This is a genomic window from Flavobacterium sp. Root420, assembly GCF_001427905.1.
Classification (GTDB): Bacteria; Bacteroidota; Bacteroidia; order Flavobacteriales; family Flavobacteriaceae; genus Flavobacterium.
On record NZ_LMEF01000034.1, the window covers coordinates 1 to 21,639 of the forward strand.

The 21,639-nt window shown below is 35.3% G+C and carries 19 protein-coding genes; 1 reads left to right on the forward strand and 18 read right to left on the reverse strand.

Features of this window, described 5'->3' with window-relative positions:
* Positions 1-134: 134 nt before the first annotated feature.
* From ASC72_RS22780 to ASC72_RS22865, 18 genes are all read right to left on the reverse strand, one after another.
* Positions 135-2,915: a M4 family metallopeptidase gene (locus ASC72_RS22780; RefSeq protein ID WP_056196476.1), complete on the reverse strand. Its 2,781-nt coding sequence runs from the start codon at positions 2,913-2,915 to the stop codon at positions 135-137.
* A 366-nt stretch (positions 2,916-3,281) separates the two neighbouring features.
* Positions 3,282-3,935 carry a CoA transferase subunit B gene (locus ASC72_RS22785; RefSeq protein ID WP_056196479.1) on the reverse strand — a complete coding sequence of 218 codons (654 nt, stop codon included), beginning with the start codon at positions 3,933-3,935 and terminating at the stop codon, positions 3,282-3,284.
* A gap of 101 nt (positions 3,936-4,036) precedes the next feature.
* Positions 4,037-4,924 (reverse strand): class A beta-lactamase, subclass A2, encoded by an 888-nt coding sequence (gene bla, locus ASC72_RS22790; protein WP_056196482.1) that lies wholly within the window; start codon positions 4,922-4,924, stop codon positions 4,037-4,039.
* 221 nt (positions 4,925-5,145) lie between these two features.
* Complete coding sequence (locus tag ASC72_RS22795) at positions 5,146-5,847, reverse strand: CoA transferase subunit A (RefSeq protein WP_056196485.1); 702 nt, start codon at positions 5,845-5,847, stop codon at positions 5,146-5,148.
* A 171-nt stretch (positions 5,848-6,018) separates the two neighbouring features.
* The gene (locus tag ASC72_RS22800; protein WP_056196488.1) at positions 6,019-8,325 is read right to left on the reverse strand and encodes a penicillin-binding protein 1A; all 2,307 of its coding nucleotides are present in this window, start codon (positions 8,323-8,325) and stop codon (positions 6,019-6,021) included.
* Positions 8,326-8,338: 13 nt separating this feature from the next.
* Entirely contained in the window at positions 8,339-8,818 is a 480-nt protein-coding gene (locus tag ASC72_RS22805) for a gliding motility lipoprotein GldH (RefSeq protein WP_056196491.1), read from the reverse strand.
* Positions 8,802-10,142 carry a regulatory iron-sulfur-containing complex subunit RicT gene (locus ASC72_RS22810; protein WP_056196493.1) on the reverse strand — a complete coding sequence of 447 codons (1,341 nt, stop codon included), beginning with the start codon at positions 10,140-10,142 and terminating at the stop codon, positions 8,802-8,804. The genes ASC72_RS22805 and ASC72_RS22810 overlap by 17 nt, the downstream gene beginning before the upstream one ends.
* Before the next feature lie 174 nt (positions 10,143-10,316).
* Positions 10,317-10,547, reverse strand: a complete 231-nt coding sequence (locus tag ASC72_RS22815) for a ferredoxin (RefSeq protein WP_056196496.1) — start codon at positions 10,545-10,547, stop codon at positions 10,317-10,319.
* Positions 10,547-11,788 (reverse strand): peptidase U32 family protein, encoded by a 1,242-nt coding sequence (locus tag ASC72_RS22820; RefSeq protein WP_056196498.1) that lies wholly within the window; start codon positions 11,786-11,788, stop codon positions 10,547-10,549. Before ASC72_RS22820 ends, ASC72_RS22815 begins: the two co-directional genes overlap by 1 nt.
* Before the next feature lie 357 nt (positions 11,789-12,145).
* Positions 12,146-12,580 carry an IS200/IS605 family transposase gene (gene tnpA / locus ASC72_RS22825; RefSeq protein ID WP_056196501.1) on the reverse strand — a complete coding sequence of 145 codons (435 nt, stop codon included), beginning with the start codon at positions 12,578-12,580 and terminating at the stop codon, positions 12,146-12,148.
* Between the two features lie 23 nt (positions 12,581-12,603).
* Positions 12,604-13,989 carry a rhodanese-related sulfurtransferase gene (locus ASC72_RS22830; RefSeq protein WP_056196502.1) on the reverse strand — a complete coding sequence of 462 codons (1,386 nt, stop codon included), beginning with the start codon at positions 13,987-13,989 and terminating at the stop codon, positions 12,604-12,606.
* Positions 13,990-14,199: 210 nt separating this feature from the next.
* Positions 14,200-14,610: a BrxA/BrxB family bacilliredoxin gene (locus tag ASC72_RS22835; RefSeq protein ID WP_026982321.1), complete on the reverse strand. Its 411-nt coding sequence runs from the start codon at positions 14,608-14,610 to the stop codon at positions 14,200-14,202.
* A gap of 138 nt (positions 14,611-14,748) precedes the next feature.
* Positions 14,749-15,549, reverse strand: coding sequence for a tetratricopeptide repeat protein (locus ASC72_RS22840; protein ID WP_056196505.1), 801 nt, complete (start codon positions 15,547-15,549; stop codon positions 14,749-14,751).
* A 20-nt stretch (positions 15,550-15,569) separates the two neighbouring features.
* Positions 15,570-16,739, reverse strand: a complete 1,170-nt coding sequence (locus ASC72_RS22845; RefSeq protein ID WP_056196509.1) for a lycopene cyclase family protein — start codon at positions 16,737-16,739, stop codon at positions 15,570-15,572.
* A gap of 18 nt (positions 16,740-16,757) precedes the next feature.
* On the reverse strand, positions 16,758-17,222 hold the full coding sequence (locus ASC72_RS22850; RefSeq protein ID WP_056196511.1) for a thioredoxin family protein: 465 nt from the start codon (positions 17,220-17,222) through the stop codon (positions 16,758-16,760).
* A gap of 126 nt (positions 17,223-17,348) precedes the next feature.
* Positions 17,349-19,610: a TonB-dependent receptor gene (locus tag ASC72_RS22855; RefSeq protein WP_056196514.1), complete on the reverse strand. Its 2,262-nt coding sequence runs from the start codon at positions 19,608-19,610 to the stop codon at positions 17,349-17,351.
* 252 nt (positions 19,611-19,862) lie between these two features.
* A complete protein-coding gene (locus tag ASC72_RS22860; RefSeq protein ID WP_056196516.1) occupies positions 19,863-20,771 on the reverse strand; it encodes an NAD(P)/FAD-dependent oxidoreductase in 909 nt (302 codons plus the stop codon).
* A gap of 12 nt (positions 20,772-20,783) precedes the next feature.
* Positions 20,784-21,137, reverse strand: coding sequence for a MerC family mercury resistance protein (locus ASC72_RS22865; RefSeq protein WP_056196518.1), 354 nt, complete (start codon positions 21,135-21,137; stop codon positions 20,784-20,786).
* A gap of 94 nt (positions 21,138-21,231) precedes the next feature.
* Here ASC72_RS22865 and ASC72_RS23825 point away from each other — a divergent pair, with 94 nt between their 5' ends.
* Positions 21,232-21,624, forward strand: a complete 393-nt coding sequence (locus tag ASC72_RS23825; RefSeq protein WP_082564384.1) for a Fur family transcriptional regulator — start codon at positions 21,232-21,234, stop codon at positions 21,622-21,624.
* Positions 21,625-21,639: the final 15 nt, after the last annotated feature.

The window sequence follows — 21,639 nt, forward strand, 5'->3', positions numbered from 1 at the left end:
CCTCATTTACACAATGAAGTTTAAATTCAATACTGTATTTTACTTTTCTTTCCATAAAAATGCCCCCAAATTGTGTCTAACATTTTGGGGGCAGTTCATTTGCGAGGCTTTTCATTTTTACTAAATTACAATTTTTATCTCTTAACGAATTTCTTAACAATTCTTTTTTCACCATTATTTAATTCAATAATATAAAATCCTGTAGTCAATTTACTTACATCGATAGCATTCCCTGAAATTTCTCCTGAAATAACTTGCTGACCTATTGTATTTGAAATTTTATAAGAATATCCGTTGCTATTTGAAAAAGAAACATTTAATTCATTTTCAACCGGATTAGGATATAAGGCAAAACTTGAAGTTTCAATAGTTTCAACTAGTCCTGCTGCAATTTCTTCGACAGCAACTGCACCAGAAGCCGTTATGTTTATAGAATAATCTTCTACTTGCCCATAAGAAAAAGATTCACAAGATGTTGGAATTCCGTTGTACTTCATAGAAACCCTTACTTTTGTTGTTCCAAGTGTTGCAGTTGATGGAATTGTAATGGAACCCGTTACCGGAGTTGTTGTTGATGAAGCTTTTGTCCAGGCTGTCTCTCCAGAATCTGCAAAATCACCATCCTGGTTGTAATCTATAAAAACAGCATATCCCTCGCTGTAAACAGAAGAAGTCCAGGTTGGCGTAATTGTAATTGTATACGCTGTTCCTCTTGTTGCATTTGTAGAAATAGCACTATAATTTTCATAACCCGTTGTTCCTGTAGAAGTATTATTGATTGTACCAAAAACTACTTTGCCAATTCTTTCATCTGCCGAGCTATTTCCTTTAGATGTACAATATGTTACCGTAGTTGCGGTGGTCGTAACATTTACAGCATTGCTTGCTGCTGAAACATTTCCTGCTGCATCTTTAGCTTTTACTGTAAAAGTATAGGCAGTCGAAGCACTTAGTCCGGTAACTGTATAAGTTGTCGTTGTAGACGAGCCTTTTAAAGTTGCCCCCTGATAAATATCGTATCCTGTTACTGCTACATTATCTGTAGAAGCAGTCCAAGATAAATTGGTAGTTGTACCTGTCGTGCCTGAAGCAGCAAGGGCTGTTGGAGCTGTAGGCGCAACAGTATCTGTAGATCCCGAGTAAGCTGCTCCAACACCAACGGCATAAAATGCATTTGTTGTAGCAATAACTTCAGCAGAACCAGCACCGTATAAATCAATAGCAGACTGTATGCCTGAAGTTCTGGCATTTGCGTAAGTCGAATTTGCAGTTAAATAAACGCTTTCAAGACGATAAGCGATTTTTGCTGCTTTATCAATTGTAATTCCAGTCACATTATACGCACTTCCGATGTCGTTGGTTCCTGATTTTCCAACAGATAGTATGTAAAACCAGTGGTTTAATACACCAGAATTTGTATGAACACCACAATAGTCATTATTGTTAGTTGGTGTACAGCTCACATTAACCCAATAAGTTCCTCCGTAAGTATCTGGCTGACCTTCAGAGTTTGGATCACTCATAGAGCGTAAAGCTAAATGCCCCGTTCTTCTTTCAATATCCTCACCAATCAACCAAGTTGATTTTGTAGGCGTTGCGCGATATTCGATACAAGCTCCCCAAATATCTGAGAAAGCTTCGTTCATCGCTCCAGACTCTTTTTGGTAAGCTAAATTAGCGGTATACGTACATACTGCATGACCTATTTCATGTCCCGCAACATCCATTGCAGTTAAAATATCAAAACCTCCGGTTCCGGTTCCGTCGCCGTAGGTCATAACACTTCCGTTCCAAAACGCATTGTTATTATTTGGGTATCCGGCGGCAACTAAATTATAGTGCACATAACTTTTGATTTTTGCTCCGGCATTGTCATAACTATTTCTGCCATGGACTGCTGACCAGTAATCATAAGTCATTTCAGCTCCCCAATGTGCATCGAGTGCACCATTGTCTTTATTTGTATTATTATATTCAGCAGCTGTCCAGTTATTATCTGCATCGGTAAAGTTTGTTGTTGGATATGTTGCCGTTCTTGCAGAATTGTAAGTTTGAACACCATTCCCACGGGTAACATCTGATAAAATATAAGAGGAACCGCTTAAACTTGTCTGAATAGTTTGAGTACCACTATAACGAGTTGCTGCGTTGGCCGCAACAACCGCAATTTTTGAAGCTGTATTTTTTTGTTCTTTAGCTCCTGAAACATTTGATCTTCCATGACTATGTTCACCAAGATGTTTAATTGTTGCATTATAAAATAATGCTTTTCCGGTTTCAGCATCGATATAAAGATCGCCACGGCTTAAAGGATTTGTTGCATAAATATCAAATTTATAAGCCAGTCGTACTTTATCGCTTTTTCTCAATTGTCCCTGATCTTCCATAGATGGCAATAAAACCAGTTCTCCAATTGGTTTTTCATAATCCATTGCAGCTGCATCTTCTGGGGTTTCCCATAAATATTGTTTTGCGCCTGTGTAAGCGATAGCTTTATCAAAAGCTGCCTGGTTTGATAATTTTGGGGTTGTATTTACATTTTCAAAAGCATAAAATTCCCCGTTCATCGAAACTAATTTTCCGCCTTTTGAATGTAAAGTATAGTTAGCAAACTCCACTTTAATTCCTTGTTCATATAATTGAAATTTTTCATGCGTAAAACCTTCTTTATCAGATTCTATTCTAATCTTTGAAAAAGACTGACTGTCTTTTAAACCCAATTGCTCTTTAAAAACCTTTTGCGAATCAGAACCTTTATAGGTTGATTTGTCATTAAAAGTAATTGAACTAGGCAGACCGTTTTCAGATAAATCTTTTTTACTAACTCTTTTGTCGGTTTGCTGTGCGGAAACAGTGAGCGAAAACGCAAGAAAAACAGTAGTTAATGCTAAAATTTTAGGTAATTTTCTTTCCATAATAAGTTTGGTTAAAGTTTGGTTAAATGGATTACAAATAAAATACTTAACGTAAGTAAATACTTTAATTTTTGTTAAAAGTATTTCAAATTTGTTATATAATCGATTAATTTTACCTTTAATCGATAAAATACAACATTTTTTATTTGAAATTCACTTTTATTTAACAAATTATAAGAATCTTACAATAAAATAGACTAAAAAACAATTATATCATTGACTAACATCCCTTTAACCAAAAAAAATACTTACAAATCCCATTTCGATTAAAAAGCCACCAATACTCTAGTCTCACCATTTATTAAAACAAAAAAGGCTAGCCTTTAAAAGCTAGCCTTCTATTTTTATTAATCTAAAAAAAATAAGCTAAATATTCATTTCAGGAATTTCTCCTTCAATTATCAAATCAGCCTCAGTTGAGGCAATGATATGTTCAACAGAAATACCTGGCGCGCGTTCTAAGAGCTTAAAACCTTTTTCTGTTACTTCGAGAACTGCCAATTCTGTTACAACCTTTTTAACGCAACCTACACCCGTTAATGGCAAAGTACATTTTTTAAGTATTTTTGATTCTCCTGCCTTATTAACGTGCATCATCGCAACGATGATATTTTCGGCGGAAGCCACCAAATCCATTGCACCTCCCATTCCTTTTACCATTTTACCCGGAATTTTCCAGTTGGCAATATCTCCGTTTTCTGAAACTTCCATCGCACCCAAAATCGTTAAATCCACTTTTTGACTGCGGATCATTCCGAAACTAAAAGCCGAATCAAAGAAACTAGCTCCCGGAAGTGTCGTAATGGTTTGTTTTCCTGCATTGATAATATCAGCATCTTCTTCTCCGGCAAACGGAAAAGGTCCCATTCCAAGAACTCCATTTTCACTTTGAAATTCAACCGCGATATCTTCCCTAACATAATTCGCCACCAAAGTTGGAATCCCGATTCCAAGATTAACGAAATAGCGGTCTTTTACCTCTTTTGCAATACGTTTTGCAATATCTTCTTTTGTTAACATAAGTTCAATGTGTCAATTTTATTAAATGTGCCAATTAGTCAATTTGATAATTAGATAATGCCGCTACCCGCTTACATAAATTATCTAATTTTCTCAATTATCTAATTCTTCTTGGTAAAATAATCCCAGGTTGCTTTTGCTATATCTGCAATTATTTTCTCTGTATCTTCTTTGGTTTCAGTAATCTCTTTTAAATAAACCGAAAGAATAAAATGTTTTCCATTTGGAAGTTTTACGATTCCAATGTCATTCATGGCAACTCTCAGGTTATTATCGTTTGTTCCTGATATTCCGGTTCTGTGTGCCAGTTCAGTTCCTTCGGGAAGTCCGGCCTTCATCCAGGTAAGTCCTCTTGAAGTTTCTACCATTATTTCATATAAATATTTGGTTGTTTCTTCTTTTAGAACTTCTCCTTTATAGAATTTTTCCAGCAATTCTGTTGTTGTCAATGGAGTTGTTGTATTTACATAAAGGTTTTTCCAGGTTTCCATTTGCTGTTCGTTGACCTTAATAACGAAATCCTTAATTCCTTGTTTATTTATGAATTTCTGAATGACTTTTGTACCTCCAACTAAATTGATCAATAAATCGCAACCGTTATTATCACTGTGAGAAACCGTATATCGCAACAATTTATCTAGCGTCAAGTCCATATTTCCTTCCGGATAATCCTCCCTCATTGGACTCCAGGTATTTTCATGTAAATCCTTCTTCTTAATAAAGATTTTTTGATCCAATGAAAGCTTTCCTTCATCAACTTGATTTAAAACAGTTAAAGCAATATGGAATTTAAAAACACTCATCATTGGTGCTTTCAAATTTCCATTAATACTTAGAGTATCTTTATCTTCAATACTTTTAATAGAAATTCCGACTGTTGCGTTCTTACTAGCAATAATCTGATTTAATTGTTGTCGCAGATCATTTGTCGTTTGCGAAAAGGCCTGAAACGAAAGAAAAGAAATTAGAATTACAGCAATTCGATTCATTATTTTATTTTTTACAAAGCCTTTTCTAAATGTGCCAATTAGAAAATTTGATAATTAGATAATGCTTGTTTTTTGCGCAATCTAATTCATTATCTAATTGACTAATTCTCTCAATTATCTAATTTATTAAATGTGCCAATTAGAAAATTTGATAATTAGATAATACGTCTTTTTACACAATCAAGGTAATTGTCTAATTGACAAATTCTCTCATTATCTAATTATGCTCTCTGTCTCACAGTTCGTTGTTCAATTCTTTTCTCAAATTTCTCTCCCTGAAAGATACGTTGTACCATAATTCCCGGAATGTGAATTTGATTTGGATCTAAAGTCCCAACCGGAACCAATTCTTCAACCTCGGCAATAGTGATTTTTGCAGCACCGGCCATACACGCATTGAAGTTTCTGGCAGTTCCTTTGAAGATAAGATTTCCGGCTTCGTCACCTTTCCATGCTTTTACAATGGCAAAGTCCGCTTTGAAAGCTTGTTCCATAATATGCCTTTTTCCGTTGAATTCCCGAACTTCCTTTCCTTCGGCAACTTCGGTTCCATAACCCGCAGGTGTAAAGAAAGCGGGGATTCCGGCTTGTGCTGCGCGACAACGTTCTGCCAAAGTTCCTTGGGGAGTCAGTTCCACTTCCAATTCTCCTGAAAGCATTTGGCGTTCGAACTCAGCATTTTCACCCACATAAGATGAAATCATTTTTTTTATTTGTTTCTTCTGCAAAAGCAATCCTAAACCAAAATCATCAACTCCTGCATTATTTGAAATACAAGTTAAGTCTGAAATTGTTGTGTTTACTAATGCTGCAATCGTATTTTCAGGAATTCCGCATAATCCGAAACCTCCAAACATGATGGTCATGCTATTTTCTATTCCTTTTATGGCTTCCTGAACGTTATTTACTTTTTTTGTTATCATAACAAACTGTCTTTATTGCTATATATTTTTGATAAAAATAAGATTTTTAGATTAAATTATAACGATTTCGTAAAAAATAAAACATACCCATTTCAAAAAAATATCCTTTTGTATCCTTCCGAATTTCAGAAGCTACAAAAGGATATTTTTTATTTAAAGAGAGAATCTAAACTATAGTTCGAATTCGTCTGTATTTTGCTCTGTTTGAGTAGTATCTTTCACAACTGCAGGTCTGCTGTAACAATCTACTTTTATTGAAAGATTAGCCGGACGTTCAAATTCAGATTTAGAAATCTGAAGGTTTTCATCTTTATAGCAAAGTTTCATAAAATAAGCCCAAACCGGCAATGCCGCTGTAGCTCCCTGACCATAAGTCAGACTTTTGAAACGTGCTGAACGATCTTCGCAACCCACCCAAACTCCGGTTACTAAGTTCGGAACCATTCCCATAAACCAACCGTCTGATTGATTTTGCGTTGTTCCTGTTTTACCGGCAATAGGGTTTCTGAACATATAGGGATATCCTGTCCAACGATTATCTCCGCTTCCTCCGCCTTCAGTGCGCAAACGTGCACCAGAACCGGTTTCAGTAACTCCTTCTAATAATTTAATAACTGCAAAGGCAATATCTTTGTTTAAAACATCATGAGATTCAGGAATTGGTTCGTAAATAACCTCTCCGCTTTTGTTTTCAATACGGCTTAAAAATTGAGGTTTTACATAAACTCCCTGATTTGCAAATGTACTGTAAGCGGCAACCATATCTTCAACCGTAATATCAACAGCGCCAAGAGCAATTGACGGCTGTACCGGAATTTCGGTTTTAACTCCTAATTTTTGTGTCAATTCAACAACAGCTTCAGGACCTGTTCTGTCAATTAATTTAGCCGAAACCGTATTGATAGAATTCGCCAAACCTTGTTTCAAAGTTACCATTCCACGGTATCTGTTATCTGAGTTTCTTGGCTCCCAATCTTCTGTTACGTGATGACGTCCTTTATGAATCATAAATGGACCATCTAAAATTGAATCACAAGGAGACATATTTAATTGTTCGATTGCTGTTGCATAAACGAATGGCTTGAAAGTCGAACCAACTTGTCTTGCTCCCTGCCCAACGTGATCGTATTGGAAATATTTGTAATTAATTCCACCAACCCACGCTTTGATATTTCCGGTTTGAGGCTCCATTGCCATTAAACCAGATTGTAAAAAGTGTTTGTAATAACGAATAGAATCCAGCGGAGTCATAATAGTATCGCGTTCCCCTTTCCACGTAAAAATGCGCATTTGTGTTTTTACTTTAAATGAGGCAATGATATCATCTTCACTTTTATCCATATCTTTCATGATGGCCCAACGTGTAGAATTTTTCATCGCCTGCATCATAAGCTTATCAGTTTCTGCCTGAGTAATATTTACGAAAGGTGCATTTTTATTGTTTTTCTGGTCGATGAAAAATTGTTGTTGTAAATTTTTCATATGTTCAGTAACCGCTTCTTCTGCATAAGACTGCATTCTTGAATCGATTGTTGTATAAATTTTCAAACCATCTTTGTAGATGTCATAATCAGAACCGTCTGGTTTTTTGTTCTCCGCTACCCATTTTTTCATGTAATCACGAAGATATTCCCTGAAATAAGTTGCAGTTCCTTCGCGGTGACTTTCCAATTTGAATTTTAAAGTAATTGGTAAAGCCTGTAATCTTAACTTCTCAGCAGTAGTGATCATTTTGGCTTTTTCCATTTGTCCAAGAACCACATTTCGACGATTTTTTACGCCTTGTGGATTACGAACCGGATTGTATAATCCCGAATTTTTAAACATTCCGACTAAAATAGCCGATTCGTCCATCGTTAGATCTTTTGGTTCTTTAGAGAAATAAGTTTGTGCAGCAGAACTAACTCCAACTGAATAATTTCCGAAATCATAAACGTTGCAATACATTGCCAGGATTTCATTTTTGGTATATTGTCTTTCCAGACGAATGGCAATAATCCATTCTTTTATTTTTTGTACAATCCTGAACGGAAGGAATTTAGATCCCTCTCCGTGGAATAATTGTTTTGCTAACTGTTGTGTTAATGTACTCGCTCCACCATTAGTTCCTAAAGTAAAAACAGCTCTTAGAGTACCGCGTCCGTCAATTCCTGAATGTTCATAAAAACGGGCATCTTCAGTAGCTACCAAGGCTTCAACCAAATTTTTTGGCAAATCTGAATATTTAAGTTGTGATCTATTGGTTTTAAAGTACTTACCAAGCACAACTCCATCAGAAGAAATGATTTCGGTAGCTAAGTTAGAATCCGGATTCTCCAAATCTTCAAAAGAAGGCATGGAACCGAATAATCCCCAAGAGGCAAATAAAAAGAAAGCTAAAATTCCAAGCAAAGTATAAGCAAAAACTCTCCAGAATTTCTTTTTATAATAGTTAATATCTTTATTACTATTAGGTTGATTGTTTTTTTTGGTGGCCATAAATAACTATTTTCTAATCTTTTTGTTCTATTCTAAAACCTACATCTGTAATACCATCTAACTCCTGAACCCCTGGAATTTTACCAGATTGTCTCACCGCTTGTTTGATGTGTACTTTATATTTTCCTCTAAACTTAACGCCTTCTTTATAATACAGTTTACTTTCTTTAATATCTGTAAAACCGTTTCCTAATAAAGTCCCGTCCGGATTTGCCATTTGATATTCTAACGTATCAACTTTTGTGAAACCATTCGGCATTTCAAGAGCAACTATTAAAAACAAATTATTGAACGGATAATCGTTATTGTCTCTCAAATTTACAAATAAATTGTATTTTTTGGTGGAATCTAAAACAGGTAAATCAAAAGTAACAACGCTGTCTTTGTGCCAGGCACTTCCAACAGATTTGTACTCGTCAAATACTCTTTTTTTATCACAAGAAAAAAGAAATATTGCTGTCAAAAGGAGAATTCCGCTATTTTTTATTCTCATTTTTAGTAATAATTATGGGTTTTCTAGGCTCAGCCAACTTGTTTTCATTCGAATTATTAGGCTTATTCGATTGATTTTGTTTGTTGTGCGGCTTATTCGATTTATTCGGATTTCCGCCAGTCGGTTTATTATTATTATTATTTCCTTGTTGCGGTTTATTTGGTGCTGGAGCAGCTACAACCGCGCCTTCCGCATTTGGTTTGCGTTTGCGATTTGGTTTTTTCTTTTTCTTCGGCTGATCAAAACGAGTTAAACTCTCCTGACCCATTGCATTGTTAAAGTCTTTTTCAGGCTCTAAAACAATTTCGATTGCAAAATCTTCTAATGAAGAGACTTTGTTTTTTTGTTTGTTTTCGGCAATAATTTCTTTTACCTGATCAATTTTCAGAACATGCCAGTTTGCAAAATTATTAGTGTAAGCAAACCACATTAATCCTTTAAAAATATCTTGTTTTTGACAGATTGCATCTCCTTTTTCGGTTACTAATTTAGTATCATAATCCGGGAAATCTTTCAAGGCATCCATGTAAGTGTCAAGCTCATAATTTAAGCAACACTTTAATTTACCGCATTGTCCGGCTAATTTTTGAGGATTCAGCGAAAGCTGTTGGTAACGTGCTGCCGAAGTATTTACACTTCTAAAATCAGTTAACCACGTCGAACAGCAAAGTTCACGTCCGCAAGAACCAATTCCGCCTAAACGTGCTGCTTCCTGACGGAAACCCACTTGTTTCATTTCGACTCTTGTACTGAATTCTTTAGCAAAATCTTTAATCAAAAGTCTAAAATCGACTCTGTCATTTGCGGTGTAATAAAACGTCGCTTTCGATCCGTCTCCCTGAAATTCAATATCAGAAATTTTCATTTCCAGTTTATGCTGAATCGCTAATTCACGCGCTCGAACCTTCATTGGCTCCTCGCGATCACGCGCAACAGACCAAATATCGATGTCTTTTTGAGATGCTTTTCTGTAAATTTTTGGAACTTCGTTACTTTCATGGTTTACACCCTTTTTCTTCATTTGAATTTTTACCAATTCGCCTGTCAAAGTAACGATCCCAATATCATGTCCTGGTGATGCAACAGTTGCTACAATATCACCAATACTTAAAGTTAATTTCTCTGAATTTCTAAAAAATTCCTTGCGGCCGTTTTTAAAACGAACCTCAACACAATCAAAAATACCCTCTCCATTAGACGGGCTCATGTTCGCGAGCCAGTCAAAAACCGTTAATTTATTGCAGCTATCGGTGCCGCAAGTCCCATTATTTTTACAACCCTTTGGTGCACCACCATCTGAGGTTGAACAACTTGTACATGCCATAATTATATATGTAGTGTTGCAAAAAGCAACTTAAGTTCATAAACGTTTAATCGGTAAAGATAGTATTTTTTTTAGTTTGCTTTTTATGCATTAAAACTAAATGCTTGTTAAATAAAAAATCCTATTTCACAGACTGCAAAATAGGATTATTAAAAACATTTTAAATCAAAAATTTTAAGTTTCCTTAACCGTAATAATCTTAACCGGACATGCCTTTGCCGCCAACTCACAGCTTTCGACAATAGTATGATTAAGAGATTTTAAAGTAAAAAATCCTTTTGCATTCTGCGAATGAAGCAAAACTGATTTTCCGTCTTTTTTTGACATTTGAAAATGTATCGGATCCATTTCGACACAATAATTACATCCGATGCATTTGTCTCTTTGTAATGTTATAATGACCATTATGCCTCAACAATTTTATATAATTTATCAGACATCCTGATTCGGAATGGCAATTTGAATGTACAATCATCTCCTTTTGTTGCTTTTTCAGCAGCAATATCATCCACAAACATTTCATCAATAATCATTTCCTGGGCTCCTGTACTTGGTCCGGTTACTAAAATTTTATCTCCAATTTTGATATCATACGCTTCAATTTTGAATTGCCCGACTTCTGCTTTTGGAAAATAATGCGTTCCTTTCCCTACATAAACTTTCTTTTGAGTCGCTGCAGATCCGGGAATAGCACTCCATTCTCCCAATTCCTGACCCAGATAATAGCCAGACCAAAAGCCACGATTGTAAACCGTATACAAAGCTTCCATCCAAACCTTGATTTTTTCTTTGGAGAAAGTTTGATCGTAATATGCATCAATAGCTTCTCTATATGTTTTGATTACAGTCGCCACATATTCAGGCGCACGGCCGCGGCCTTCAATTTTTAGCACCTGAATTCCGGAATCGATAACCTGATCCAGAAAATCTATCGTGCATAAATCTTTTGGCGACATCATATATTCATTGTCCAATTCAATTTCAAAACCTGTTTCCTGGTCGATAACGGTATATTTTTTTCGGCAATTTTGCTTACACGCTCCTCGATTTGCAGATGAATTATGCGAATGCAGACTCAAATAACATTTTCCGGAAACGGCCATACACAAAGCACCGTGGCCGAAAATTTCAATTTCAACTAAATTTCCACTAGGACCTTTAATCTGCTCTTTCTCTATTTGATCTGTGATTTTCTTTACCTGACGCAAACTCAATTCCCTGCTCAAAACCATGGTATCAGCAAACAAACTATAGAATTTTATGGTTTCGATATTCGTTACATTCAACTGCGTCGAAATATGAACTTCCATCGAAATGCTTCTTGCCATAGCAATAACGGCCTGATCAGAAGCAATTACTGCAGTAATATTAGCCTGTTTGGCTTTAGTCAAAAGTGTTTTTACGACAGATAAATCGTGATCGTAAATAATTGTGTTCAACGTAAGATAGCTTCGAACTTTTTTTACTTCACAGCGATTCGCAATTTCCTTCAAACCATCCATCGTGAAGTTTACCGTCGAACGCGCACGCATGTTGAGTTGTTCTACGCCAAAGTAGATAGAATCTGCGCCATTATCGAGCGCAGCCTGAAGTGACTCAAAGCTCCCTGCGGGAGCCATGAGTTCAATTTTATTTGTATGTGTCATTTTTGTAGATATTGTTTAAAATAGCCGAAACCGTTGGCAATGTTTTTTTATGTGTTTTTTTAAAATATAGCCCGTGGTTTAAACCGCGGTGAGCGTATTATTGTGGCGGATATCCATTGCGTCCCTGCGGTTGAAACCGCAGGCTATATTTTTCCCCTTGTGCATGGTTTTCAATATAGCCCGTGGTTTCAACCACGGGGAGCATATCAATGCCAAATCAACCTTTCAGAATGTACTATCCGTTGTAAATATCCATTGCGTCCCTACGGTTGAAACCGCAGGCTATGTTTTGACTTTTGTGTATGGTATTTCAATATAGCACGTGGTTTCAACCACGGGAGATGTATTAATGAGCAATCATTTTTTATCCAATCCATGCAATTTTACAAAATCATCAAATTCATCTTGCCCATTTTTCTTGAGATGATGTTCTTTTTGATTTTTAATATAATTGTAAGCGGCATCTAACTGGGACTCGCTGACTGAATAAGCTGCAAAGCCTTCTTGCCACGCAAATTTTTCAAGGATAAGTTCTTCTCTATTTATAAAATGAGAAGAACTTCCTTTTATTTGCTTTACAATGTCTGAAATAGTTTTTTGTGGATTTTGTAAAAATAAAACATGTACGTGATCAGGCATTCCATTAATGATTCTGACAGGACATCCAAGTTCTGTTAACTCTTGCCAAATGAAATCGTACATTTTTTTCTCAATTGAGAAATCAATTAATTCCTGACAAGATTTAGTTGCCCAAATGGCATGAATCCATAATTTGGTAAACGATTGTGACATAAATAAATTAGCATAAATTTTCGCTAATTTACAATTTTATACAATTTATCTGACAAACGAATACGAAATGGAACTTCAAAAGTAACAATATCACCAATTTTGGCAGTGGTGGTTTCGGCACCATTAACAACCATTTTTTCTAAAGTCAATTCCTGATTTCCTGTAGTGGGTCCGGAAATTAAGATTTTATCACCAATATTTAGTTCTAGATTTTCGATAGTAAATTGACCTACTTGTGCTTTCACGTAGTAGTGTTCCGCTTTTCCAAGAAGTACTTTCTTTACTTTGATTTTTTGACGAATATCTGCTGGCTTTTGTTTCGCCTGTTCGCTAACGCTCGAGTCACTTGCATCTAAAGCTACATTTGATAATTCTCCGGAATGTTTGAATTTTAGATTCTCCGATTTTCCTTTTCTGAAAACTTTATTTCCAACTTGTTTTCCAGTTCTCAAACGAACCTGATCGACCAAAGGCATGTGGATAATGTCAAGACATTCTGTCGAACAGCAGTTTTCCATTGCGGCTTTACATTCATCACATTGAATAAATAACAAATGGCAACCATCATTTTCACAATTGGTGTGATTATCACAAGGTTTTCCGCATTGGTGACATTGTGAGATAATATCATCCGTAATTCTTTCGCCCAGACGATTGTCAAATACAAAGTTTTTACCAATGAATTTACTTTCCAAACCTTCAGCTTCAATTTGTTTGGCGTAATTAATAATTCCGCCTTCTAATTGATAAACATTTTTAAAACCCTGATGTTTGAAATAAGCACTTGCTTTTTCACAACGAATTCCACCGGTGCAATACATTACCAGTTTTTTATCTTCCTTGTGATTTTGAAGCTGTTCGTTGATTATGGGTAAACTCTCTCTAAACGTTTCAACATCTGGAGTAATGGCCCCTTTGAAATGTCCTACTTCACTTTCGTAGTGATTTCTAAAATCAACCACAATAGTATTTGGGTCGTCAAGAATTTCATTGAATTCTTTGGCTTTCAAGTGAATGCCTATATTGGTTACATCAAAAGTCTCGTCATTCAAACCGTCAGCAACGATTTTATCACGAACTTTAATGGTCAATTTTAAAAACGAATGATCATCATGCTCTACAGCTTCATTCAATCGTATGCCTTTCATGAAATCGTAAACTTCAAGAGTTGCTCTAAAAGCCTCCAAATTTTCTTCAGGAATACTCATTTGAGCATTTATTCCTTCATTGGCAACATAAATTCGGCCTAAAGCATCAAGCTTATTCCAGGCTAAAAATAAATCGTCGCGAAATTTTTTGGGATCTTGAATTTTGGCGTACGCATAGAAAGACAACGTAAGTCGTTGTTTACCGGCATCATCGATCATGATGGCTCTTTCTTCTGCGCTTAAAGTGTTGTACAGTTGCATGCTATAAACAGTTATAAGTTTAGAAATTATTTTTGAGCTGCAAAAATAGGGAAAAAGGTTCAAAGTTGCAAAGGCTCAAAGAAGCAAAGGTTCTAAGCGAACTTAGTAAAAACAAAAAAGCACTAAATTAATAGTGCTTTTTAAAATCTTTGTACCTCTGAACCTAAAATCTTAGACCCTTAGCAACTTAGTACTTCAGCCTCTTAAAAATTAACAGAATTCGTTAAACGCATCTTGCAAATTCTCAGCGATTAATTCAGCTGGACGGCCTTCGATGTGGTGACGCTCTAACATGTGAACCAATTCTCCGTTTTTGAACAAAGCCATAGAAGGCGATGATGGAGGAAAAGGAAACATATGTTGTCTTGCAGCATCAACAGCTTCTTTGTCAACACCAGCGAAAACTGTAATTAAGTGATCTGGTTTTTTAGCACCTTCTAAACTCATTTTTGCTCCCGGACGTGCGTTTCTAGCAGCACAACCACAAACAGAGTTTACAACAACTAAAGTGGTACCTTCAGCTTTGATAGCATTATCTACAGCGTCAGCACTATGTAAATCTTGAAAACCTGCAGCAGTCAATTCAGCTTGCATTGGTTTTACCATTTCTTCTGGATACATATTTTTTATTTTTAAATTTTACTTTTGAACTGCAAAGTTACAAAGTTTACGCGCAACTACTTAATTTGAAGTATAAAGTTTTGTTATAGTTGAATTGATATAATAATTAGGAGCGGGATTGTACACAGATTTTACAGATTACTTTTTACTAAACTTCTTTTGATACGGATATGTTTCATAAATCGTATTGTCTTCGTTAATAGAAAATCCTTTTGCAGCGTCTTCCTTTGCAATGCCAATCAAAGCCCCAATTTCTTCTTTTGGCTTTCCTTGTTTAAACCAGCAAATTGCCTTATAATATTTTACATCCGAAAATTCTGGATAGATTTTGAGTGCTTTATCAAAAATGGCAATTGCTTCATCCCATTTTTTCAGTTCATACTTGGCAATTCCCTGATAAAAATAAGCTGTCGGATGTTCTAATTGCTGTCTGTTTTTATAAATATCGGATACATAATCATCAAAAAGTTTCTCCGCCTTTTCGTATTCATTCAATTGCAAATAACAGATTCCTATGTAAAAGCTAAAAGAATGATCCATTACATAGCTGTCTCCATAAAGTTTAATGCATTCTTCAAAGTCTTTAATGGCGTCTTTGTAAGTATGTGCAAAAATACATTTTATAAAAGCTCTGTAAGACAGCCAACGCTCTTTGTTATAAAATACCGCTTTGTCTAAATATTGCATTCCAGCTTCATACTTTTTACATTTAAAGTAAGGCATTGCTTTTTGTTGCCATAAATAGGCAACAGTACTGTCTTTTTTTAATCCCTGATCAAGACAAGCTTGCCATTCCGACATTTCAAATGCATAATTATGTTTCTCGGCACAATTGGTCAAAAATTCTTCAACAATTGCATCATGTGCTTTGTTTGTGGATACTTGCGCAAAAGAAAAAAGAGTAAAAAAGAGACTAATTCCTAAAGTAATATTTTTCAAAGGCTTTGTTTTTGGTTAATTCATTTTGAAAGAAAAATCACTCTAAATAACGCTTTTAAAAACGGAATAGTAGGGCACTTTAAAATAACTTTAACATCTTCAAACAAATTGGTTTCTTCATCTAAAAACTTAAAAACCAATTTGGGATTTCCTTTTCGGAATAAAGAAGAAAAAATGGCACTTCCCAATTCATTGTGACGATGCAAAATATCCAAAAGCAGTAAATCATAAAACCAGAATCGGTTTTTTTTATGGAATGTTGTCATCCTGAATGAAGTCGAAGTGTGAAGAAATCCCACTAAGTCTGAAGATTTTTTATCCGAATCTCTAAACGTATAACCCGTACTTGCTTTGGTCCATCCACCGGCAGTTCCAATATTCAACACTCTTTTGGTATTCTTCTTCCAAAAAGGATAAGAAGTCATCGGGATACTTCCCTGCTCCTTTTCTATAATTTGAAATTTATCTGTTCCGAGTTTCTCCAAATACAACTGAATCTCATTTTCATATTCTTCTTTTGGCAGAACCTTTTCAGAAAACAATGTATATTCAACTAAAGCTTCGTTTTTAGAAGTCGGCAAAACATACATAAATCTTGTATTTCCTTTTTGTTCCACCGAAAAGTCCATGAAAGTAGCTTGTTCCGGATTGAAAACGACAGCTTCAGTTTTTACGAACCAACCTACAAAATGCTGTTGCAAAACCGGATATTTCGTTTGCCTTTCGGCGAAAGCCTTAGTATAAATACTATTGAATAAATAATCACAAGTATATCTGTCTTCTTCGGTACCTACAAAAACATGAGTTTCGAGTTCATTGATATCTGTTACTTTTTCATTTAAAAAAGTAATATTTTGATGTTTTGAAAGTTCTACAAAAACAAAATTATAAAAATCAATTCCCCGAATTTGATTGTACTGATAAGGATTCAAGTCCAAATCTCTCTTAAAATCTTCATTGGCAAACAAAGCCGAATCCCATTTTTTGGCGATGATAGAATCCCAAACTGTTTCTTCCTTTGCCCAAAAACACCAGGTTCTGTCATTGGTTTTCTTTTGATTTTCATCTAAAAGCAAAATAGATTTATCAGCAAATCTCTCAGATAAAACCATTTTATAAACTGTCATAAAAGCTGATAAACCCGTTCCGGTAAAAATGTAGTTGAAATGTTTGATTTGTGAAGAATTCATTCTCAAAAATAAGAAATTTTATTCTTTCAATTTTTCTAAAAGTAGTTTAAAATCTTTTGGACTGAGGGAATTGTTGTATTGCAGAATGATTTCATTTTTATCATTCAAAACACATAAAACCGGATATACAATTTGGCTGTTCATTGTTCCGAGTTGCAACGCTAATTCATGAACGCCAACATTATTTCCGGTTGGCTGATATTTAAACAGCTGATTATTAAAAGAAATATCGCGTTTTTCCTCGGCATTAAAATCAATAAAATAGAAATCCGAATTTAAACTCTGAATAATTTCCTGATTTTTGAAAGTGGTAGCTTTCATTTTTTGGCAATACTGACACCAATCGGTATGAATAAAAACGATTATTTTCTTCTTTTGAATTTGCTGTAAACTATCAATTGCTTCAAAAGATCTGCTTTGAAGTTGACAGAATCCAGTTGAAGTAATTCCAAAAAAGAAGATCATTATCGCTAGCTTTTTCATTTGGTTAGTTTTTTGCCACAGATTTCACAGATTAAAAGGATTATTTAAAAAAGGTTTGCCGCTAATTACACCAATTTTCACGAATTTAATTTGTGCTAATTCGGGCAATTCGTGGCAAAAACATTTTTATTTCAAAGTATAACGCAATCCAAAAAAACCGCGAATCGATTGATTTTGCCCGTAAACATAAGTCGTATCAAAAGTCAAACCGTACGGATTATCTGGTGTTACCAATACTTTTCCAGCCGAATCGTATTGTACATTTTTATCAAAAGGATCATTCGTTCTCGAAATCAAAAACGGATTTTTCTGCATCGGCGTAAAATTCAATAGATTCTTAATACCACCATAAAGCTCAAAATTCTTCCATCCAAAATAGGTAAATTGAATATTCTGAATACTAAACCAAGGTGATTTCGGACTTCTCGGGTCATATTTGCTCAACAAAGGCAAGTTCATCGGACTGTAAACATTTCCCGTATAATCCAACAATAAATTTAAGGATTCTATTTTATAAGAAATGCTCCAGGTTGCGGTAAAATTTTCCGTTAAAAATGGTCTTTCTGAAATTCCGTTTTCTACATTTTTATTATCTAAAACCGTAGCTCCCAAAATCATTTTTAATCCCGAAGGAAAGTTAACATCTACATTCGTACTAATTCCCTGACTGATTGCGTAACCATTGATATTATCGTAAATGATTTTATTCGGATCCGTTTCATAATCAGAAATGATTTTATTGCTGAAACGGGTATAAAAAGCCGTGGTTTCAATTCCGATAAAAGTGCCGTTCGTGAAATTTATTTTTTGAATGTAATTCAGATTCGCGTTTACAGATTGCTCTGGTTTCAAATCATTCTTAATTACAACATCGCGTGAGCCGGTAAGCGCCGCGTGATCTTCGGTAAATAAATTCACAACACGAAATCCGGTTCCGGCATTCAATCTGAAAATAGTGTTTTCATTTTTCTTCCAACGATACGCTACTCTCGGCGTATAAATTGAACCATGAATCGAGTTGTAATCGTAACGCATTCCCAACAAAACCTGACTTTTCGGCGAAAGCGTAATTTCATCCTGAACAAAAATTCCCGGCAGCCAGGTATTTTCGGCTTCTTTTGTTGCGGTTGTATTGTCGTCGTAATAAGAATAACGATTGGCAATTCCGGCAAGCAAATCGTTTCTTCCCAACTTTTTATCCCACGTTAATTGTAAAAACCCAATTTTCTGATTTGCGATATAGGATGTTGTTCCATAACGACTATCCTGATAATGAACGTTTCCGGAAAACGAAAGCATTAATTTTTCTTCAAAAGGCAATTGATAACTTCCAATTAATTCGCCTCTTTTTGTGTATATGCTTTCCCCATAAATTTCGTCACCGCCACGGTATTTTTTCTCCCAGCGTACATCTCCGCCCCAACGATCTTCATACATACCGCGTGCTGCGATCGTAAAAAGCCGATTATTATTTCGCAGAAAATTCCATTTATTGAAAACTGAAATTCTCTCAGACAAAGTCACATCAGTAAAACCGTCTTTGTCTTTATCAATAACCTGATTATAATCGAAATAGTTGATTCCCAAAAGTGTAGTCGATTTTTTGGTTGGATTGAATTTCATGCCTAAATCGACATTGGTTTCTAAATAAGTTGTCGTAAAAACATCGGCAGCAAAAACCGGAGCATTCGTTGGGTTTTTAGTGATAATGTTGATTAGGCCACCAACTGCCTCACTTCCGTACAATGATGAAGCCGGACCTTTGACGATTTCAATTCGTTCCACCAAAGAATTCGGAATTCCGGATAAACCGTAAACCGTCGAAAGACTACTGACAATTGGCATTCCATCAATTAAAACCAAAGTATACGGCCCTTCCAAACCATTAATATGAATATCACCCGTATTACAAACACCACAATTTAGCTGTGGCCGAACACCATTGATGTTTTGAAGTGCTTCGTAAATACTTGGCGTTGGATTTTTCCTGAAGAAAACAGGCGAATAAACCTCAACCGGAACAGCACTTTCCAATCGTTTTACCGCCTTTAAAGTTCCTGAAACCACAACTTCATTAAGTTGATTTTCGTTATCTTCCAACTCAAAATCTTGATTAATATTTTGTCCTTCAACAACTGAGATTTTAAAGGTCATTGGTTTGAATCCAGTCGAGGTCACTTGAATCTTATAATTTCCAGTACCAAGGTTTCCAATAACATAATATCCCAAACTATCTGTAACTGTTTTTTGATTTGTACCCAATAAATGCACATTTGCGGCTTTTATTTTTTTTCCTTCGCCAGAAACAAAACCAGAAATACTGGAGGTTTCCTGGGCATAAGAAAGTTGTAAAGTAAACAGAATCAATATCACTATTGAATTTTTCATCGTTATAAAATTAAATTTAGGCAAAACTAAAAATTAAATTTGACAAACAATGATTTAAAAACTAAAAATTTTAATTCTATTTAAATCAATATGTTAGATTTTTGGTTAGTCACATAGAAACATAGTTTTTTACTTTGAGTTTAAAGATCAATTTAAAAAGCTAGCTTTCACACATAGCTATGTGTTTTAATGTAAGTGAAACGCCTTTTAACGTCTACAAAAGCTATGTTTCTATGTGTTTAAAGATATTTGTCAAACAAACGACTCTTCAATAAGTTCTTTATTAATTGAAGCACCCGCAAATGATCCCGAAGAAACCGCCATTGCCACAGATCTTGCCTGAATAACACAGTCCCCGCTTGCATAAACTCCCGGAATAGTTGTTTTCTGCATCATGTCAACTTTGATCAAGCCTTGTTCTGTCAATTCACAATCTAAAGATTCCGGCAAAGAACAATGTTGTTCAAACGGAGGCCTGAAATAAATGGCTTTAATGGCAGTTTTTGATTGGTTTTTAAAGACTACTTGTTTAATACTTCCGTTTTCATGTTCTAAAGATTCGATCTCCTCTTCAATGATTTCAATTTGATGTTTCTTTAAAATTTCCATTTGTTCGGATGTTAAAGTTGATTTTCCATTGGTCAATAATCTTAAATCTTTTGTCCAGTTTGAGATTAGTTTTGCATATTCAAAACCCATATCGCCGTTAGCAATAATTGCAGTCTTCTCCTTTTTTACTTCATAACCGTGGCAATATGGACAATGCAACACCGAAATTCCCCAACATCCAGCCAAACCTTTAATTTCCGGAAGCAGATCTTTTACCCCTGTTGCGAATAACACTTTTTTAGAAGTAAAAGCTTCTCCTGAATCTGTTTTGATTTCGAAACCTTCTTTTATTTTGATAGCCTGGACAGCGAGTCCGTTAAAAAACTGAACTGTTTTATAAAAGTCGACTTGTAGTTTGGCTTTCGCCGAAATGATGGCGGGAACTTCACCGTCTTGCGTAATGAAATTATGCGAATGCGACGTTTGTCTGTTGCATGGCAAACCACTGTCAATTACTAATACCTGACGCAAAGACCGCCCTAGACTCATCGCGGCCGAAAGTCCACTGTAACTTCCTCCGACAATAATCACTTCAAAATGTTTTTGTTCCATAACTTTATGTTTTTAATGATTCCTATTTTTATGCAACTTATAATTTAGCAAATGTCCAATGATCATCCCAATTCCACCAATGAAAATGAGATCAAGATGAATGTCCAGAATAATTTCACTTAAAACGCTGATCCAAATCAGGGCCATTGAAACAACAAGAATTGATGTTATCAATAGTCTCGATTTTTTTATAATTTTAATGATTACAAAAAGTCCTATAGTCGCGAAAAGCAAATCAATAAACGGATTGTGACTTAATCCCAAAGGGAGGATTGTTAAAAACGGAAAAACCAAACAATGAACCAAACAAATTGTCGCGCTTGAAATTCCTAAAATATCATAAAAAGGTGTTGTGGTTTTCTTCATTTGACGTACATTTGCTTAATGCAATTTTGTTGCAAATATATACATAATAAATTAAGCGCAACAATGTTGCGTTATTATTTTTTTATTTTAAAAAATGAAAACAACGAGAAACACCACAGCAAAGACGGCCGTTTTAGAGATTTTTGGAAAAACCAAAACCGCACTATCACACACCGAAATTTACAAACAAATAGAAAGCTTATGCGATCGCGTAACCGTTTACCGAATTTTAGATCGTCTAGTTAACGACGATATCGTCCACAAAATTGTTGATTTGGATGGCACTATAAAATACGCCAAATGCCATCATCATGCCCAGCGAGTGCATATTCATAATCATGCGCATTTCAGTTGTGAAAAATGTCTTGAGATCACTTGCCTTGAAAATGTGAAACCGAGCTACATTATTCCGCACAATTACAAGGTGAATGACATAAACTTTACATTGTCAGGAATATGCCCAAATTGTTTTAATTCTAACATATAAGATTTAGGCTCGTCT

Coding starts and splice junctions, on each gene's coding strand:
- ASC72_RS22810 (WP_056196493.1), bottom strand. CDS start 10,142: ATGGCATGTACAAGTTGTTCAACCTCAGATGGTGGTGCACCAAAGGGT.
- ASC72_RS22845 (WP_056196509.1), bottom strand. CDS start 16,739: ATGAATTCTTCACAAATCAAACATTTCAACTACATTTTTACCGGAACG.
- ASC72_RS22780 (WP_056196476.1), bottom strand. CDS start 2,915: ATGGAAAGAAAATTACCTAAAATTTTAGCATTAACTACTGTTTTTCTT.
- ASC72_RS22855 (WP_056196514.1), bottom strand. CDS start 19,610: ATGAAAAATTCAATAGTGATATTGATTCTGTTTACTTTACAACTTTCT.
- ASC72_RS23825 (WP_082564384.1), top strand. CDS start 21,232: ATGAAAACAACGAGAAACACCACAGCAAAGACGGCCGTTTTAGAGATT.
- tnpA (WP_056196501.1), bottom strand. CDS start 12,580: ATGTCACAATCGTTTACCAAATTATGGATTCATGCCATTTGGGCAACT.
- ASC72_RS22865 (WP_056196518.1), bottom strand. CDS start 21,137: ATGAAGAAAACCACAACACCTTTTTATGATATTTTAGGAATTTCAAGC.
- ASC72_RS22850 (WP_056196511.1), bottom strand. CDS start 17,222: ATGAAAAAGCTAGCGATAATGATCTTCTTTTTTGGAATTACTTCAACT.
- ASC72_RS22835 (WP_026982321.1), bottom strand. CDS start 14,610: ATGTATCCAGAAGAAATGGTAAAACCAATGCAAGCTGAATTGACTGCT.
- ASC72_RS22805 (WP_056196491.1), bottom strand. CDS start 8,818: ATGAGAATAAAAAATAGCGGAATTCTCCTTTTGACAGCAATATTTCTT.
- ASC72_RS22830 (WP_056196502.1), bottom strand. CDS start 13,989: ATGCAACTGTACAACACTTTAAGCGCAGAAGAAAGAGCCATCATGATC.
- ASC72_RS22800 (WP_056196488.1), bottom strand. CDS start 8,325: ATGGCCACCAAAAAAAACAATCAACCTAATAGTAATAAAGATATTAAC.
- ASC72_RS22860 (WP_056196516.1), bottom strand. CDS start 20,771: ATGGAACAAAAACATTTTGAAGTGATTATTGTCGGAGGAAGTTACAGT.
- ASC72_RS22815 (WP_056196496.1), bottom strand. CDS start 10,547: ATGGTCATTATAACATTACAAAGAGACAAATGCATCGGATGTAATTAT.
- ASC72_RS22820 (WP_056196498.1), bottom strand. CDS start 11,788: ATGACACATACAAATAAAATTGAACTCATGGCTCCCGCAGGGAGCTTT.
- bla (WP_056196482.1), bottom strand. CDS start 4,924: ATGAATCGAATTGCTGTAATTCTAATTTCTTTTCTTTCGTTTCAGGCC.
- ASC72_RS22785 (WP_056196479.1), bottom strand. CDS start 3,935: ATGTTAACAAAAGAAGATATTGCAAAACGTATTGCAAAAGAGGTAAAA.
- ASC72_RS22795 (WP_056196485.1), bottom strand. CDS start 5,847: ATGATAACAAAAAAAGTAAATAACGTTCAGGAAGCCATAAAAGGAATA.